The sequence below is a fragment of the Micromonospora sp. NPDC005205 genome (assembly GCF_040608275.1).
Classification (GTDB): domain Bacteria; phylum Actinomycetota; class Actinomycetes; order Mycobacteriales; family Micromonosporaceae; genus Micromonospora.
Map to the genome: position 1 here is coordinate 216,491 of NZ_JBEXHV010000003.1, position 13,983 is coordinate 230,473.

At 71.7% G+C, this 13,983-nt stretch carries 11 protein-coding genes and 1 riboswitch; of the genes, 4 read left to right on the top strand and 7 right to left on the bottom strand.

All coding sequences use genetic code 11. From position 1 onward, the window contains the following. Nucleotides 1–82: 82 nt before the first annotated feature. From ABZU43_RS08395 to ABZU43_RS08405, 3 genes are all read left to right on the top strand, one after another. The gene (locus ABZU43_RS08395; protein WP_355005839.1) at nucleotides 83–2,734 is read left to right on the top strand and encodes a S8 family serine peptidase; all 2,652 of its coding nucleotides are present in this window, start codon (nucleotides 83–85) and stop codon (nucleotides 2,732–2,734) included. A 57-nt stretch (nucleotides 2,735–2,791) separates the two neighbouring features. Further along, nucleotides 2,792–3,730: a GNAT family N-acetyltransferase gene (locus tag ABZU43_RS08400; RefSeq protein WP_355005840.1), complete on the top strand. Its 939-nt coding sequence runs from the start codon at nucleotides 2,792–2,794 to the stop codon at nucleotides 3,728–3,730. A gap of 78 nt (nucleotides 3,731–3,808) precedes the next feature. After that, entirely contained in the window at nucleotides 3,809–4,057 is a 249-nt protein-coding gene (locus ABZU43_RS08405) for a hypothetical protein (protein ID WP_355005841.1), read from the top strand. Nucleotides 4,058–4,113: 56 nt separating this feature from the next. On the opposite strand, the gene groL is transcribed toward ABZU43_RS08405, so the two are convergent. The 3 genes from groL to ABZU43_RS08420 all read right to left on the bottom strand — a co-directional run bounded on the left by groL (nucleotide 4,114) and on the right by ABZU43_RS08420 (nucleotide 7,457). Then, complete coding sequence (groL, locus tag ABZU43_RS08410) at nucleotides 4,114–5,736, bottom strand: chaperonin GroEL (protein ID WP_355005842.1); 1,623 nt, start codon at nucleotides 5,734–5,736, stop codon at nucleotides 4,114–4,116. 269 nt (nucleotides 5,737–6,005) lie between these two features. Then, entirely contained in the window at nucleotides 6,006–7,157 is a 1,152-nt protein-coding gene (locus ABZU43_RS08415) for a hypothetical protein (protein ID WP_355005843.1), read from the bottom strand. Between the two features lie 96 nt (nucleotides 7,158–7,253). Next, a complete protein-coding gene (locus ABZU43_RS08420; RefSeq protein WP_355005844.1) occupies nucleotides 7,254–7,457 on the bottom strand; it encodes a cold-shock protein in 204 nt (67 codons plus the stop codon). A gap of 325 nt (nucleotides 7,458–7,782) precedes the next feature. On the opposite strand from ABZU43_RS08420, the gene ABZU43_RS08425 reads away from it, so the two are divergent. After that, nucleotides 7,783–8,313, top strand: a complete 531-nt coding sequence (locus tag ABZU43_RS08425) for a GNAT family N-acetyltransferase (protein ID WP_355005845.1) — start codon at nucleotides 7,783–7,785, stop codon at nucleotides 8,311–8,313. A 166-nt stretch (nucleotides 8,314–8,479) separates the two neighbouring features. Here ABZU43_RS08425 and paaN read toward each other — a convergent pair whose 3' ends face one another. The 4 genes from paaN to ABZU43_RS08445 all read right to left on the bottom strand — a co-directional run bounded on the left by paaN (nucleotide 8,480) and on the right by ABZU43_RS08445 (nucleotide 13,953). Next, complete coding sequence (gene paaN, locus ABZU43_RS08430; protein ID WP_355005846.1) at nucleotides 8,480–10,153, bottom strand: phenylacetic acid degradation protein PaaN; 1,674 nt, start codon at nucleotides 10,151–10,153, stop codon at nucleotides 8,480–8,482. 50 nt (nucleotides 10,154–10,203) lie between these two features. After that, nucleotides 10,204–11,223: a GNAT family N-acetyltransferase gene (locus tag ABZU43_RS08435; RefSeq protein WP_355005847.1), complete on the bottom strand. Its 1,020-nt coding sequence runs from the start codon at nucleotides 11,221–11,223 to the stop codon at nucleotides 10,204–10,206. 266 nt (nucleotides 11,224–11,489) lie between these two features. After that, on the bottom strand, nucleotides 11,490–12,776 hold the full coding sequence (gene thrC, locus ABZU43_RS08440) for a threonine synthase (RefSeq protein ID WP_355005848.1): 1,287 nt from the start codon (nucleotides 12,774–12,776) through the stop codon (nucleotides 11,490–11,492). Between the two features lie 10 nt (nucleotides 12,777–12,786). Then, nucleotides 12,787–12,922, bottom strand: a riboswitch (SAM riboswitch). 68 nt (nucleotides 12,923–12,990) lie between these two features. Beyond that, the gene (locus ABZU43_RS08445; protein WP_355005849.1) at nucleotides 12,991–13,953 is read right to left on the bottom strand and encodes a DMT family transporter; all 963 of its coding nucleotides are present in this window, start codon (nucleotides 13,951–13,953) and stop codon (nucleotides 12,991–12,993) included. Nucleotides 13,954–13,983: the final 30 nt, after the last annotated feature.

Here is a 13,983-nt window from a genome sequence, read left to right on the forward strand (position 1 = left end):
CCGACCCATCTGCACGGTTCCTCGACGCCTCGGAACCCGACGGTCGGGTCGAAACCCATCCTCGTAGTCGTAAGGTTCTCGGATGCAAGGTCAACCTGCGTACCAGGGCCCCAGCGATCGCAGTTCCCCGTGGCCGGTGGTCGCGGCCGTCCTGGTCGGCTGCTGGACGGTTGCGGTCACAGTGGGCACCCAGACCGGTGGCTGGCTCACCGATCAGGTGCTGCTGGGCTTCGGACGGGACCGGCTCGGCTGGCTCTGGCCGGTGCTCGGCCTGGCCACCGTCGTGCTGGCCGGCACGCCCGCCCTCCTGCTGGCAGTCCTGCCCCGGTCGGGCGCGGTTCGGGCCACCGGGCGGGCCTGGTTGATCGGGGCGATCGCGCTCGGCGTGCTCACAGTGCTGCGGGCCGTGCCGCCGGTGCACCATGAGGCGTACCTCGCCGCGCTGGCCGCCGCCGCGTCCCTCAGCGCGCTCGCCGTGCGCTGGTCGGCGCGCCGGTGGGCGTACCCCGGGCTGGTTGGCTCGGTCGGCGGCCCGGCACCCACCGGAAGCGGCGACACCACGCGGCCCGAGGCCACCGCAGGCGCCGACACCACGCGGCCCGAGGCCGCCAGAGACGGCGACGCCACCCCGCCCGAGGCCACCGGAGACGCCGACACCACGCCGCCCGAGGCCAACGGAGGCGCGGAGTCGGTCGGACGGCGCGCGCGCCGTATCGGCCCGGTGCCGCTGCTCGCGGTGGCCGCCGGGTTGGCGATGCTGCTGCCGTGGGCCTGGCTGGGCGCGCTCGGTGGCCTCCTGGAGACCGCTCTCGCGCTGGTGGCGGCCGCCGCGCTCGGGCTGCTTGCCGCGACTCTGCTGGACGCCCCCTTCTGGGCCCAGTTCGCTGTTGGGCGACCACCCCGGCCGGCTCGGCTGGTGCTGGTCGGCGGTCTGGTCGCCGGGGTGGCGTTGCTGTTGCTCGCGGCCGGGACCGGGCAGTCCGGCGCGCAGTTGCCCGCGCTGCTGACCCTGCCGCCGGTGGGTTTCGCGCTGGCCGCGCTCTGGGCCGCGACCTGGCGGCCCAACGCCGAGCCGGCCGAGGCCGCGCCTCGGGCCGCGACCCGACGGCCCACAACCGACCCGGCTGAGGCCGTGCGCGCCGGCCGAGCGGCGACCGGCTGGCTCGTGGGCCTGGCCGCGCTCGGTCCGCTGGCCTTCAGCGACCCGGAGGAGATCAGCCTGCTGCTGGTCGGCACCCGGGACATCCCGTTCTGGGTGGCGGCCGCCGCCGGCGTCGGGCTCGCCGTCGCGGTCCTGGTCGCCATCGGGTACGCGGTGCTGCTCGCCCGGCCGACGGCCCGCACCCCGAGCAGGCGCGTCGCCGCGCTGGCGGCCGTGGTGCTGCTGGTGGCGTTCGGGGCGGTCGACCTCGGCCCCGGCCAGCCGGGCCTGTACGGCGAGCGGCTGTTCGTGGTGCTGCGTACGCAGGCCGACCTGAGCGGTCTCCCGGCCGCCGCGCCGGGCCGGCCCGGACGGGACGCCCGCGCGGCGGAGGTCTACCGGCGGCTGGTGACGACCGCCGAGCAGAGCCAGGGCGACCTGCTCCGGGGGTTGAACCGGCTGCGGCTCGACCCGGTGTCGTACTACCTGGTCAACGCGGTCGAGGTGGACGGCGGCCCGGCGGTGCGGGCCTGGCTCGCCCGCCGACCTGAGGTGGCGCGGGTGCTGGTCAGCCAGCGCCTGCGACCGTTGCCGGCCCCGGCCGGGCAGAGCCGGGGCACCCTGCCCAAGCCGACCGGCCCGGAGTGGAACATCCGTCAGATCGGCGCCGACCGGGTGTGGTCCCAACTTCGGGTCACCGGCGCGGGCATCGTGGTCGGCAGCTCCGACTCGGGGGTGGACGGCGGCCATCCGGCGCTCCGAGCCGGGTTCCGTGGTGGGGACGACTCCTGGTTCGACCCGTGGGACGACACCCGGAGCCCGACCGACCAGGGCGGGCACGGCACCCACACGGTGGGCAGCGCGGTCGGGCGGGACGGCATCGGGGTGGCCCCGGACGCGCAGTGGGTGGGCTGCGTGAACCTGGACCGCAACCTCGGCAGCCCCGCGCACTACCTGGACTGTCTCCAGTTCATGTTGGCGCCCTTCCCGGCCGGCGGCGACCCGTTCACCGACGGCCGTCCGGAGCGCGCCCCGCAGGTGCTGACCAACTCGTGGGGCTGCCCGCCCATCGAGGGTTGCGACCAGCGCGTTCTGCGGCCGGCCACCGCCGCCCTCGACGCCGCCGGGATCTTCGTGGTCGCCGCGGCCGGTAACACCGGCCCGTGGTGCGCGTCGATCGACGATCCGCCCGCCCCCTACCCGGATGTGCTGACAGTGGGCGCGGTGGACGACCAGCGGCGCGTCGCCGAGTTCTCGTCGCGCGGGCCGGTGCCGGGCGGCTCGGGTAAACCGGACGTGCTGGCACCGGGGGTGGGTGTGGTGTCGGCCATGCCGGGCGGCACGTACGCCGAGCTGGACGGCACGTCGATGGCGACGCCGCAGGTGGCCGGGGTGGTCGCGCTGATGTGGTCGGCGAACCCGGCGCTGGTCGGCGACGTGACCCGGACCCGGCAGATCCTGCGGGACACCGCCACTGAGGTGACGCCCACCTATCGCTCCGACAGTCCCTCCGACGCCTGCGGCGCTCCGGCGAACGTCACCGGCGCCGGCGAGGTCGACGCCTACGCCGCCGTTCGCGCCGCCCAGGGGTGATCGTCGCCCCACGGGCGAGGATGCGGCTGGACATCCGGTGATCTAGGGTCGGCGACCATGGACGCCGAGATCACCGTCACCAAGCTGACCGCCGACCTGGTCACCAGCGTCGTACAGCTCTGCCAGCAGGCGCTCGACCTGCCCGAGGACTCCGCCGAGGCGGCTTCCATCGTGGACGTGCTCTGGACCCGGGCCGCCGCCGCCGACCGGCCCGTGGTCGGGCTGGGCGCGTACCGAGGTGCGGACCTGGTGGGGGTGCTGATCTGCTCGGTGTCGTCGGTCGAGCCGGGGATCGGCCACGTCGACCTGGTCGCGGTCCTTGCGGACCAGCGGCGTCGGGGCGTCGGCCGGGCGCTGCTCCAGCGGGCCGAGCGGGTGCTCGCCGACCGTGGGGCGACCGAGGTGCTGCTGGCCGGGAACCCGCCGTACTACGCGTGGCCGGGGATCGACGTCCGCTACACGCCGGCGGTCTGCGCCGCCCTCGCGCTGGGCTACCAGCAGGACCGGACGGCCTGGAACATGACCGCGGACCTGTCGTACGACGGGTCGCCGGCACTGCGGTCCACCGAGGCGACGGAGCGGCGGCTGGCCGACCAGGGCATCACGGTACGCCGGGCGGAGCTGGCGGACCTTCCAGCGTTGGCCGCGTTCGCCCGGTCCACCTTCGGCGGAACGTGGGACGGTGAGCTGGCCGGTTCGGTGGGGCGCGCCGACGCCGGTTGCCACCTGGCGGAGCGGGACGGCGAGGTGCTCGGCTTCGCCGCGTACGGGTCGTCCCGGCCGAGCTGGTTCGGGCCGATGGGCACCGCACCGGCCGCGGAGGGGTCGGGCATCGGTGGGGTGCTGTTGCGGCGCTGCCTGCGCGACCAGCGGGCGGCGGGGCTGGACCGGGCACAGATCGGCTGGGTAGGACCGGTGCCGTTCTACTCGGGCAGCGCGGGTGCGCGGATCGAGCGGGTCTTCTTCCTGTACCGGCGGACCCTGTCCGGGGGATAACCGGGGCAAACAGGACATAGATCCATTCGCCCGCATCGGCCAACGACGCCCCCTACCGTTTCGGTAGAGGAGGCAGCCATGACCACGGATGACAACCAGACCGAGGACGGCCCGCCGATCACCTGGAAACCGGTGGGTGAACTCCCCGGCCAACTGCCGTTCGACAGGCTCGACTACGGCGACGCCGAGCAACTGGCCGAGATGACCACCGACGGCGAGCCGCCGGTGGCCGAGGAGTCGCAGGAGATGGTGGACGCACCGATCCAGCTGCTCCCGCCGTACAGCCGGGCACACAAGCGGCGCAACCAGCGCCCACTGCCGACCTGACGACGAACGGGGCGGACCGCGTCAGCGGCCCGCCCCGTTCGGTGTCGGAACTGGACTCAGAAGTCCATGTCCCCGCCACCCGGGCCAGCCGGGGCAGCCGGGGTCTTCTCCGGCTTGTCCGCGACAACAGCCTCGGTGGTGAGGAAGAGCGCCGCGATGGAAGCGGCGTTCTGCAGCGCCGAACGCGTCACCTTGGCCGGGTCGATGATGCCCGCGGCCAGCAGGTCGACGTACTCGCCGTTGGCGGCGTTCAGACCGTGACCCGCTTCGAGGTTACGGACCTTCTCCACCACGACGCCGCCCTCAAGGCCGGCGTTGACGGCGATCTGCCGCAGCGGGGCGTCCAGCGCGACCTTGACGATGTTCGCACCGGTCGCCTCGTCGCCGACCAGGTCGAGCTTGTCGAAGGCGGTCTTGCCGGCCTGCACCAGCGCGACGCCGCCACCCGGGACGATGCCCTCTTCGACGGCCGCCTTCGCGTTGCGAACGGCGTCCTCGATGCGGTGCTTGCGCTCCTTGAGCTCGACCTCGGTGGCCGCGCCGACCTTGATGACCGCGACGCCGCCGGCCAGCTTGGCCAGCCGCTCCTGCAGCTTCTCGCGGTCGTAGTCGGAGTCGCTCTTGTCGATCTCGGCCCGGATCTGGTTGACCCGGCCCTGGATCTGCTCGGCGTCACCGGCACCGTCGACGATGGTGGTCTCGTCCTTGGTCACCACGACCTTGCGGGCGCGGCCCAGCATGTCGACGGTCGCGGCGTCGAGCTTGAGGCCGACCTCCTCGCTGATGACCTGGCCACCGGCGAGGATGGCGATGTCGGTCAGCATGGCCTTGCGGCGGTCACCGAAGCCCGGTGCCTTGACGGCGACCGACTTGAAGGTGCCACGGACCTTGTTGACAACCAGGGTGGCGAGGGCCTCGCCCTCCAGGTCCTCGGCGATGATCAGCAGCGGCTTGCCCGACTGCATGACCTTCTCCAGGATCGGGAGCAGGTCCTTCACCGACGAGATCTTGCTGTTGGCGATCAGGATGTACGGGTCGTCGAAGACGGCCTCCATACGCTCCGGGTCGGTCATGAAGTAGGCCGAGATGTAGCCCTTGTCGAAGCGCATGCCCTCGGTGAGCTCCAGCTCCAGCCCGAAGGTGTTGCTCTCCTCGACGGTGATGACGCCTTCCTTGCCGACCTTGTCCATCGCCTCGGCGATGATCTCGCCGACGGTGCTGTCACCAGCGGAGATGGAGGCGGTGGAGGCGATCTGCTCCTTGGTCTCGACGTCCTTGGCGAGCTTGGACAGCTCCTCCGAGACGCTCGCGACGGCAGCCTCGATGCCCCGCTTCAGGGCCATCGGGTTGGCGCCGGCGGCCACGTTACGCAGGCCCTCGCGAACCAGGGCCTGGGCCAGGACGGTCGCCGTCGTCGTGCCGTCACCGGCAACGTCGTCGGTCTTCTTGGCGACCTCCTTGACCAGCTCAGCGCCGATCTTCTCGTACGGGTCCTCGAGCTCGATCTCCTTGGCGATGCTCACACCATCGTTGGTGATGGTGGGGGCACCCCACTTCTTCTCGAGCACGACGTTGCGGCCCTTGGGGCCGAGGGTCACCTTTACGGCGTCAGCGAGCTGGTTCATGCCACGCTCGAGGCCGCGGCGCGCCTCTTCGTCGAACGCGATCATCTTTGCCATACGGTGTTGTCCTCCTGGACACTCACGGCCACCCGAGTGTGTGTCCCGGATGGGCCGCCTGGTGTACACACTCGGGACGTCGCCACCAGGCGACGACGACGTCCTTCGGCCGGGCCGGATAGCCCGCGACGACCGGCCATGTGCTGCCCCGGTGTCTCCACACCGGCACAACCTGGCCCCACCGTCCCGACCGTTGGCACTCACGGTACGCGAGTGCCAATGACTTGTTTAGCACTCTCCCCTGCCGAGTGCAAGCACGATGCCGCCGCTCAGCCGAGTTCCGCGGCCAGTCCAGCGCTGTTCACCGGCGCCTCATGGGCACGCTGCTCGACGTACGTCACCAGCAGACCGACCATCTGGGCGAGGTGGGCCGGCAGGGCCAACACCGCGGTGATAGCGATCACGACCACCGCCCCGGCTGCGGTACCCGCCGAGGAGAACGGGTCCGTTCCGAGCGCGCCGGTGCCGATCCCTTCCAGGGCACCGGGGATCAGCGTGCCGACGATCACCGCCACGGCCACCAGGGCCACCCGTCCGAGCAGCAGGCCAAGCCGGTCGTGGAACATCCGGAACGATCGACCGATCGGGTTGTGCCGTTCGAAGAGATAGACCGGGCCGGCCATGCTCAGCGCGAAGGCCAGGTAAATGCCCGGCAGTACGCAGAAGCAGACACCGACGCCGATGAGCAGACTGACCAGCAGGGTCCACGCCCACAGCCCGAGTGCCCGACGCAGGCCGTAGCGCAGCGCGGACTCCAGGCTGGCCGGCTGACCGGCCGCCTGCTGGGTGATCACCCAGGTGCCGGCGGCCCACCCGACGGCCTGCACCAACCCGACGACCAGGCTGCCGCCGAGCAACAGGACCAGGAGGCTCAGCAGTTCGGCGACGAAATTGTCCGGCAGCGCGGGGGTCGACGTCGATCCGGCCTGGGCGGACCACTTCGCCGACGGGTCCAGCCCGAGGGAGACCACCGAGAGCACCGCCGCGGGCAGCACCTGGGTGAGCAGCATGATCGGCACCAACTGCCGCCAGCCCCGGCGCAGCGCTCCCCCGCACCGGTTGAACCAGCCGCCGATACCCGCGCCGGGCGGCGTGACCAGGGCGTCGTTCGGGTCGGACCCGTAACCGGGCGGATACCAGCCGACCGGCGGCCCCGGGTACCACGGCTGCCCGCCGTAGGGACCCGACCCGGGCGGGTAGCCCCCGGTGGGCGGGAACGCCCAGCCCTGCGGTGGCGGGGCCGCACCCCAGGCACCCTGCGCGGGATCCCAGCCGGGCTGCGGACCGGCGGGGCCGGCCGGGGGCGTGCCCGGCCCCCAGCCGGGCGGCGGACCGGCGTGACCGGGGCTGCCGGCGGGCGAGGACGGGTCCGGCTCCCCCGGCCCGGAGGACGGAGTGGGCGGGGGTGGCTGGTCGGTCATGAACGCTCCTCAGCATCGGCTGGAACGGTTCACGATCTTCCCGGGTGCGCGCCCCTGCCGCAGCCCCGACTCACGGGGCCGATCGGCCAGGAAAGCTCAGTCGATGACGCGTACGTGCTCTGCCTGTGGGCCCTTCTGGCCCTGGGTGATCTCGAACTCGACCCGCTGACCGTCGTCCAGCGCCTTGTAGCCGTCCATTTCGATCGCGGAGAAGTGGACAAAAACGTCCTGCCCGCCGTCGACGGCGATGAAGCCGTAGCCCTTTTCGGCGTTGAACCACTTCACGGAGCCCTGTGCCACTGTGCACTTCCCTCACTCTGCCCGGCGTTGCCTGACTCGGCGCACGGCACGGCCGGGCGCCCCGGACCACCGACTCAGCGATCGATGACCGCCATTGAGAAAGGTGATCGAAATCGCACGCTACACGAGGACTGACGGCCGCGCACGGCCACAAAACAGACACACTCCGAGGCGCACCGGCCGCGCTGATCGGCCGGGTTCCCGAGCCACCGGATTCGCCCGCGTCATTGCGAGATGCAGGGACGGTCGCCGGGCGACCCCGAGATGACGGCGATCGGGCCCAGCTCGCGAAACGCCATCCCTGCCCTGTGGTAGGCATGCGGACATGACCACCGACATGGGCCCGCCGGCAGTGCGGCTCGCGGAGATCCGCCGGGTCCGGCCGGAGGACGCCGCCCGGATGCGGGCGCTGCGCCTGGAGATGCTGGCCGACGCGCCGTTGGCCTTCCTGGAGACCCTGGCGGACGCGGCGGCCCGACCGCACAACGAGTTCGCCGCCCGGGTCGCGTACACCTCGGCCGGTGCCGGTAACGCGCAGTTCGTCGCCGACCCTGGCGGCCGGCTGGTCGGGCACGCCGGTGGTACGACCCACCCGAACGAACCGGGACTGACCGTGATCTACGCCGTGTACGTCACGCCGACCTGGCGCGGCAGTGGCCTACTCGGCGAGCTGATCGACGGGGTGGCCGCCTGGTCGCGGGCCTGTGGCCGGCCGGAACTGCTGCTGGAGGTGGTGGTCGGCAACGACCGCGCCTACCACGCCTACCAGCGCCTGGGCTTCAAGGACACCGGGGTACGGGTCCCCCACCCGAACATCCCAGCCCTGACCGAGCTACAGATGCGCAGACCCGCCTAGAACAGAGAACCATCCCAAGGCAGAACCACTGGGATGCCCTAAAAAAGCCGGCAGCGACGCCACCGCCGTGCCCACGGCGGGTTTCCGGGGCAGCCCGACCCGCGCAGGGATCAAGCCTGACCGCCCGGAGCGGGTCGGGCTGCCCCGGAAACCCCCACCGCAACCACTACACGTGACGCCGCGACTGAACGATCCGGAACCGGTTGGCGACGTACGCCCCGTCGGTCAGCGCCGAGTTGGCCGCCGCGTTGGCTCCACTGCCGTGGAAGTCGGAGAACGCCGCCGACTGGTTCACGAAGACACCGCCGGTGAGGTTGCAGGACAGGTGCACCCCGACCTCGACCGCCACCGCCTCGGTGGCGTCCAGCACCGCCTCGTCGGTCGAGTAGACACCGGCGGTGAGCGCGCCCTTCTCGCCGACCGTCCGGCGCAGCAGCTCCAGGCTGTGCGTGGTCGAGTCGGTGGCGATGGCGAACGAGATCGGCCCGAACCATTCCCGGCCGTACGTTTCCGAGTCGTCCGCGGTCAGCTGCACGATCGTCGGGGTACGCACCACCGCGTCGGCGTACGACGGGTGGGCCACGGCCCGCGACTCCAGCACCGGCTCGCCGACCTTGGTCACCTCGGCCAGCCGCTCCAGCACCCCGTCGTTGACGATGGCGCCGGTCAGCTCCACAGCCCGGGCCGGGTCGGCGGTGAGCTTGCCGACGGCGGCGGCGATCCCGCCGGCCACCTCGTCGAAGCTCTTGTGCCCCTGGTCGGTCTCGATGCCGCCGGCCGGGATGAGGATGTTCTGTGAGGTGGTGCACATCTGCCCGCTGTAGAGGGTCAGCGTGAACCCGAGGTTGCGGCACATGCCGGCGAAGTCGTCGGTGGAGTCGACGACGACGGTGTTGAGGCCGGCCTTCTCGGTGTAGACCGATGCCTGCCGGGCGTGCGTCTCCAGCCAGTCGCCGTACTCGGTGGAGCCGGTGAAGTCGACGATCCGGATGGCCCGGTGCAGAGCCAGGTCACTCGCGAGCTTCTCACCGGGCGCCTCGGCCGCCAGCATGATCAGGTTCGGGTCGAACCCGGCCTCGGCGAGCACCTCCCGGGCGTACTTCACGGTGATGGCCAGCGGCAGCACCGCGCGCGGGTGCGGCTTGACGATCACCGGGTTGCCGGTGACCAGCGAGGCGAACAGCCCGGGGTACGAGTTCCAGGTCGGGAAGGTGTTGCAGCCGATCACCAGCGCCACCCCACGCGGCACCACGTGGAACGTCTTGGTCATCCGCAGCGGGTCACCCTTGCCGGCGGCCTTCTCCCAACCCGCCGTGCCCGGGTGCCGGGTCATCTCGGCGTACGCGTACGCCAGCGCCTCCAGCGCCCGGTCCAGCGCGTGCGCGCCACCGGCCTGGAAGGCCATCACGAACGCCTGCCCGCTGGTGAACTGCACAGCGTTGGCCAGCTCGAAGATGTGCTTGTGCAGCCGGTCGAGGATCTCCAGGCAGACGCCCACCCGGGCCTGCGGGCCGGCGTCGCGCCACGCCGGCAGCGCGGCGGAGGCGGCGTCGATCAGCTCACCGGGGCCGGCGTGTGGGTAACGCACCGCCAACTCCACCCCGAACGGGCTCGTCTCGGTGGCGACCCGAACGCCAGCGCCGGGTTGGTCGAGCGGAAAGTCACCGCCGAGGTACGCCTCGAAGGCGGCCTTCCCGTCGGCGGCGGCAGTCTCGCCGTACACCCGGGGACTGGGGGATTCGGGATAGGCGGACCAGTAGCCCCGCTCCGTGATCGCGGTCAGCGCACGGTTGAGGGTGTCGGCGTGCCTGTCGTACAGGGGATGCGGGGTCTCCGTCATGCCCGCCATCATGCCTGAGTCAGGTCCGCGAGCAGTAGCGCCGATACCCGTCAGAGGGTGAGCTGCCAGTCGGTCCACTGGTCCACCGGTCGGAAGCCGAGCTGCTCGTTGATCGACACCATGTAGCTGTTGCTGGCAGCGTTGAAGGTGTCGATCACCTGTACCGCCGGCTCGTGGGTGAGCAGGTGGTGCAGGTTCTCCGCCTTGGCGATGAGGCCGAGCCGGTGCCCACGGTGGGCCGGGTCGACGATGGTGATCTGCTGGAACGCGTGCCAGTCGGCGGCAGCGCCCACGTCCAGCAGGGTCCAGGCGACCAGTCGGCCGGACGCCTCGTGCCGCATCCCGAGGTGGTAGCACCGCCGGCCCCGGGCGTCCAGCGCCCGTTCGTTGCCGCGGATCCGCTCGGCGTCCACCTGCTCCGGTTCCCACTGCACGTCGCCCATGGGCGCGTCCATCAACAACCGGCCGTCCAGGTAGGCGATGTCGGCGACGTACTCCTGTGGGGTGGAGCCCTGCCAGCAGACCGAGTGATAGCCCTTGGCTCGGGGTTGCGCCTCGGCGAGCGCCGCCCGCAGAGCGAGCCGGTCGATGTCGCCGACGTCGAGCCGTCGGCGTACCTCGGCGAGAGCGGGCTGGGCTCCGGTCGCGGCGGCGAACGCGTCACCGGCCACGCTTCGGGCCGGCCCGCCGGGCAGCGCGGAGACGGTCATCGCCACCACCCGCTTGCGGCCGTGCTCACGGAGCAGGCGCAGCCCGTACTCGTGCAGGGCACGGCCAACGCCCCGGCGCCGCAGCTGCGGATGCACCAGCAGCTCGGCGGTGGCGTTGTCGGTGTTGTCGAGCTGCGGCAGGTCCAGTTGGAGGTAGCCGGCCGGCACGCCGTCCAGACGGGCCAGCGCCCAGAGCGACCGGGTGCCGGGCATCGGCGTGTGGAACAACGCGTCGAAGCGGCGCCGGCAGGAGGGCGGGAAGTCCGGCAGGTCGGCGTCGTTGGCCGCCGACCCGATCCGGTACGCCTCGTCGACCGACGTCCGGTCGGCGCCGTCGAACGACGCGATGGTGATGCTCATGCCGGTGAGCGTGCACCGTACAAAAGCGATCGGGCCAGCGAATTACTCGCTGGCCCGATCGAACGTTGGTCGGGAGGGACACTCGCACAACGCCTCCGGCGTTGGGTCGCAAGAACTTCAAAAGTCTTCGGCGAAATGCCCTCCCGCACGGAGCATCTTGCGCCGTCCGGTTCCTGCCGTCAAGTCCGTAGCGGCGGGTTTTCCACACTCACAGCGAAAACCCAGTTACCGACTGATCCACTCGGCCCCGGTGCCGGGCGGGCCGTTCAGCCCAGGAGGCCGGCGTCGCGGGCCGCCCGCAGCGAGGGCTTGATGTGGTGGGTCGGCCCGACCTGGCCGGCCACCGCGTCGATGGTCTTCAGACCCTCGCCGGTGTTGAACACGACGGTCTCGGCCGTCGGGTCGAGCCGACCGGACTCGACCAGCTTGCGCAGCACCGCCACTGTGACCCCACCAGCGGTTTCCGCGAAGACCCCGGTGGTACGGGCCAGATCGCGGATGCCCGCGCGGATCTCGTCGTCGTCGGCGTACTCCATCCAGCCGCCGGTGCGGCGGACCGCCTCCAGGGCGTAGAGGCCGGCCGCCGGGTCGCCGATGTTGAGTGACTTGGCGATGCCGGTGGGCTTGACCGGAACGATCGTGTCGGTCTCGCCGTGCAGTGCGACGGCGATCGGGTTGCAGCCGGCGGACTGCGCCCCGAAGACCTTCCAGCCGTCGGCCGGCGCTTCGACCAGGCCGATCTCCACCAGCTCGGAGAACGCCTTGTCAATCTTGGTGAGCAGCTCGCCGCTGGCCATCGGGATGACCACCTGCGCCGGGATCCGCCAGCCGAGCTGCTCGGCCACCTCGTAGCCGAGGGTCTTGGAGCCCTCCGCGTAGTACGGCCGGACGTTCACGTTGACGAACGCGGTGTCCTCGAATTCGTCGGTCTCCACCAGCTCACCGCAGAGCCGGTTGACATCGTCGTACGAGCCGTCGATGGCGACCAGCTCGCCGCCGTAGACGGCGGTGGTGATGACCTTGCCCTGTTCCAGGTCGCTGGGGATGAAGACCACCGAGGGCACCCCGGCGCGGGCCGCGTGGGCGGCCACCGAGTTGGCCAGGTTGCCGGTCGACGCGCAGGCGAACCGGCTGAAGCCGAGGGCCTTGGCGGCGGTGAGCGCCACCGAGACGACCCGGTCCTTGAACGAGTGGGTGGGGTTGGCGCTGTCGTCCTTGACCCAGAGCGGCGCGGTGATGCCCAGCTCGGCGGCGAGGTGCGGGGCCGCCACCAGTGGGGTCAGGCCCGGGTCGAGGGTGACCCGGGTGGCCGGGTCCTGACCGGCGGGGAGCAGTGCGGCGTACCGCCAGATGTTGTTCGGGCCGGCCTCGATCTGCTCGCGGGTGACGGTGGCCAGCGCGGCGGTGTCGTAGTCCACTTCCAGCGGGCCGAAACACTCGTAACAGGCGTGCTGGGCGGCGAGCGGGTAGCGGGCCGAACAGGCACGGCAGACCAGGGCGCGGGCGGGGCTGGCAGCGGTGTCGATGCCGGAGGCGACGAGCGTCGACGTCATGTCGAGAGTCCTCTCATCTTTCCCCGCATCGCACGGTGCGGCGGGGACGGAATTGGCACCTGCCCCGCGGGTCGCTCAGCGGTGAGCGCGCGGGGTGGTTGCCGGGGCGTCGTCGGGCCGTATCCCTCAGCCCCTCTGGATGAGGTATTCAGTTGTGGCGTCGAGTCTAGGACAACGCTGTCGGCCCCTGCTACCACTGATCCCAGCTATTGGGTCAGCGGAAACTCACCGCGACGGGGTCGGTCACCGCGATCGGGTCCGTCACCGAGCTCGGCCGGGGCAGCGCCGTGGCCCGGGGGCGGGCGGCGAGGTTCGCGGCGATCAGGGCGGCGATCGTGATGGCGGCCCCGACCAGCTCGACGGGCTCCGGGCGGTAGCCGCGGGCGATCTGCACCGCGAAGGTGGTCACCGGGACCAGGTTCATGAACAGCGCGGCGTTGGCGGCACCGAGTCGCTGTACGCCGGTGTTCCAGGCCAGGACCGCGATCACGGCACCCACCAGCACGGCGTACGCCAGTTGCGGGGCGACCGCCACGAGGTCGGCGGCGGCCGGCGCGTGCTGCCAGCCGAAGGCGTCGGCGCCGATGCTCAGGACGAGCATGGCGGCCGTGCCGGCGAGCGCGGTCAGTGTGGTGAAGCGCAGCGGCGACCACTCGCCGAACCGGCTGGCGCCGTGGGTGTAGATGCCCCAACCCAGCACCGCGCCGATCATCATGAGCCCACCGAGACCGAACTGGCCGAGCCCGGCCAGGCTCCCGCGCGTGATCACCAGACCGACGCCGAGGAGCGCCACCAGGGAGAGGGCCAACAGGACCGGCTTCGGGCGTACGCCGTCGCGAGCCCAGCGGACCAGCTGGGTGATCACCGGGGTGGTGGCCACGAAGAGGGAGATCTGCTGCGGGGCGGCGTGTTCGAGCGCCAGGTTGGTGAGCAGGTTGAAGCCCGCGAAGCCGACCACTCCGAGCACCACCACCTCCAGCGCCCGGCCGCCGTGGCGGAGCGCGCCGGCACCCTCGCGGAGCAGCAGGATGGCGACCAGGACGACGGCGGCCAGCAGGTAGCGCGCGGTGGTCAGGTTGAGCGGGTCGACCCGGTGAAGCGCGCTGGCCAGGATCGGGAACATCACGCCCCAGCCGAGCACGGCGACCAGTGGGTACGCGGTGGCGCGGGATCGCATCGGCAACTCCAATGTTCGAGTATCGTCGAA